Annotated in this window: 2 protein-coding genes and 1 pseudogene; 1 reads left to right on the top strand and 2 read right to left on the bottom strand. The window is 69.2% G+C overall.

Going from position 1 to position 2,802, the window contains the following annotated elements:
- Positions 1-858 (bottom strand): annotated as a pseudogene (locus ACFWTC_RS38695) (hypothetical protein); the annotation flags it as partial.
- On the opposite strand from ACFWTC_RS38695, the gene ACFWTC_RS38690 reads away from it, so the two are divergent.
- Entirely contained in the window at positions 842-988 is a 147-nt protein-coding gene (locus tag ACFWTC_RS38690; protein WP_384030687.1) for a hypothetical protein, read from the top strand. The pseudogene ACFWTC_RS38695 and the gene ACFWTC_RS38690 overlap by 17 nt on opposite strands.
- A gap of 937 nt (positions 989-1,925) precedes the next feature.
- Here ACFWTC_RS38690 and ACFWTC_RS38685 read toward each other — a convergent pair.
- Complete coding sequence (locus tag ACFWTC_RS38685) at positions 1,926-2,612, bottom strand: hypothetical protein (RefSeq protein ID WP_384075147.1); 687 nt, start codon at positions 2,610-2,612, stop codon at positions 1,926-1,928.
- Between the last annotated feature and the right edge of the window lie 190 nt (positions 2,613-2,802).

The following is a 2,802-nucleotide window of genomic DNA, read 5'->3' as shown; positions in this document are numbered from 1 at the left end:
ACAGACACAATCTCGTCCGGAGTCACGCCCCCTCAACGCAACACCGGGCCAGAAGGACACGCTCAACCACAACCGACCTGACCAAGCCCTACTAGGCAACCAGCGGAAAGGCCCCCACAGGGTCTGGGGCGGCTGCTCCGGTGTCGGCGAGGATCGCCGCAACCTCGGCCCGTACAGCGTGTCGTCCCACTCGGGGTGCAGGATGCGCACCTTCGTTCCGGTGGACACGGCCCCGGCGCGGGCGAGCAGGTCGAGCGTCGTAGCGGTCTGCTGCTCCGACTCCGCGATCCCGTCGCCGAACTCGACGCTCGGGCGCTCGGGAGCGAGAGCGCTGCCGAATTGGACGGTGTCGAGCCACAGCATGACGTGCAGCATGTCGGCAGCGCCGTGCCGCCAGTAGCCGGCCTTCTTCTTCCGGGTCACCATGCTGCGTTGGTCGCGGCTGTCGGACTCGGTGGCGGTGATCGCCTCGTCCTGGCCGTGCAGGCCGAAACTCTGCGCGGAGTAGCCGGCCGACTGGGCGGCCTGCCTCATGAGCGCTTCGGCGCGCCGCTGGTGCTCGTCGACCCGGATAGCGAACTGGTTCAGCGTGATGCCCGTGCCCTCGTTGGGCGGCATGTTGAGCTGCTCGTCTACCTCGCGGTCCTCAAACGTGGCGCCCTTGCCCGGTCCCTCGCTGCGGAGGTAGCCGGTGGGGACGATCACGCGCGCGCGGGCGAGGCGGATGTCGCGCATCCACGATGTCCACACGGTGTCGAGGGCATCGAACAGGTCATACAGCGGGGTGGCGTAGTCCGAGCGGCCGATCGGGGATCCGCGGTGCTGCCTGTTCGGGCCGCCGATGCTGCGTTGCATCATCCACCCGGATGGCACCTGCCCCACGACCCGCGAGGCGTATGACGTCGGGTTCTGCTTCTACGACTTCGCCGCGAACGTCGAGGCGCTGGTGGCTGAGGTCAGCGACGTCGCCCAGTGGCCCGCCCTGTAGCCGGCGCCAGCCCCGGCCGGGGGTTCTCCGCCGGCCGGGAACGCTTTGTGTTGCGGCTCGGCCGTGACGCCGTCGCCAGTCCCCGGCCACCGAAGAGCCGGCCGCACACCCCGGAGGACGCACGGTGAACGGGGTGCTGACGGACGGACGACCCGCCGTCAGTGCCGGGATTGACCTCTCACAATAAATCGAACACGTGTTTTACTGGGCGGGTGGAGTCATTCCGTTTTCCTGCCGACCTGCTGGCGCTCCAGGTCGGATGGCTGGCCACCTATGACGCGCTGGCCCAGACGCCTGCCAGGGCGGGCACGACCGCGCTGCTTCCGCGGCCAATACAACCAGCCTCGACCACAGACAGTCACGTCCTACTACGCTGTGTAGCGGGCGCGTGCGGGGTCACTCCGGCGCGGTCACGGGGCGCACGTCGGCCTGGCACCCCATGCCAGGCGAGAGAGTCCAGCCGTGCGCATCCAGCGTTTCCCGCACAGGACCATCCGCGAGAGTTCTAGCGAGCCCCGGAAGCGATCAAGTCTCCGCAGGTCGCCATTCGCGAAAACCCTCTCGAATCGTGCGAAGCACCCCCGAGAGGCTGCCACCGGGGCTCACGCCCGATCAGGCCGCATTGTTGTAGAACGCCACGCCTGCTCCGCCGCCGAGGTGCAACTCCTCGCCAGCTCAGGACGCCGGTCGGCCCCGTGACCCGGGGATAAAACGCCGCTGACCAACCCCCAGCTGGATAAGTGCAGAGAAGCCGTCAGCCGTATTGCCGCTACGGCGTCGGAGCGAACTCACTCTGCCAGGAGCAATCCGGGTTCCCGGCAATGAGGGCCGTGGCCGCTAGGCGGTGTTTTAGACCCGATCTTGGAACGCGCAGTTCGAACAGGCGCCTGCCGACGATCAGCTCGCCGGGCACCCTCGTGGCCGCCGTCTTTCGGTGTCAGCACGAATCCGGGTGGGGGGGCGACACGTAGATCGCGGACAGCACGCCGTCGCCGTCCACCTCGACCGGGACGGGGGCGGTGGTGTCGACCAGTTTCAGGTCGTACGGCAGAGCCCGTAGCGGGAGGTCCTCGCCGAGGTAGGTCACAGAGACCGTGCCACGACAGGCCGAGGGCCCCGGCGGCGCGGTGTCGGGCACCCGGCCGTCCTGCGGGCCAGCCGCGTGGGAGGCGATGCCGATCAGGGTGTACGAGTATTCGTAGCGGGCGCCGCTGATGACGTCGGCCTCGCGCGTCTTCTTCATCTCGACCCAGTAGTGAGCGAGCTTCACCGAGACCGCCTCGCACGGGCGTTTGATGTCCTCCGGGGTGAAGTTCAGGCCGGAGGAGTCCAGCGTCAGGCCCTTGGTCTGGTAGTTGCCGCTGGTGCTGCGGAGTTCCTTCAGGTAGCCGGTCAGCTGCTCGACGCTCATTCCGGCGGTCTGCACGCACTCCTTGGGCGCGGTGGGCGGCGGGCTCGCCGGCGGGGCGGCGGAGCCGGTGGCGGGCGTGTAGTGCACGAGCCCGGAGGGCGAGGGAGACGGGACCTGGGCGGCGGGCTCGCCGCCCCCTGAACATCCCGAGACGGCCAGCAGCGCGGCCACGAGGGTGGCGGCCAGTGCAGATAACGCACGCGCGTGGTGCATGGGTCCCTCCAGGTGCGAATCGAGACGGCTTCCCCGGGCGGATCTTCTCAAGCACGGAAGGACCCGCGCAGGCGTTCGGATCAGGAGCCGGATACGGGGTGCGGCCTTGGCCAGCAGGGCCGCGACGGAGGCCGCACACCCGGCGCCCCACCGGAGAACCCCGCGCGGCGTTTCCGTCGCGTCCGTCCGG

The sequence above is a fragment of the Streptomyces sp. NPDC058619 genome, from assembly GCF_042717785.1.
GTDB lineage: Bacteria > Actinomycetota > Actinomycetes > Streptomycetales > Streptomycetaceae > Streptomyces.
Note: the sequence above shows the minus strand (reverse complement) of the source record. Positions and strands in the feature narration are given on the sequence as shown.

Bases quoted from the DNA above. Each gene is read 5' to 3' on its own strand.
- ACFWTC_RS38690 (WP_384030687.1), top strand. From the start codon at position 842: ATGCTGCGTTGCATCATCCACCCGGATGGCACCTGCCCCACGACCCGC.
- ACFWTC_RS38685 (WP_384075147.1), bottom strand. From the start codon at position 2,612: ATGCACCACGCGCGTGCGTTATCTGCACTGGCCGCCACCCTCGTGGCC.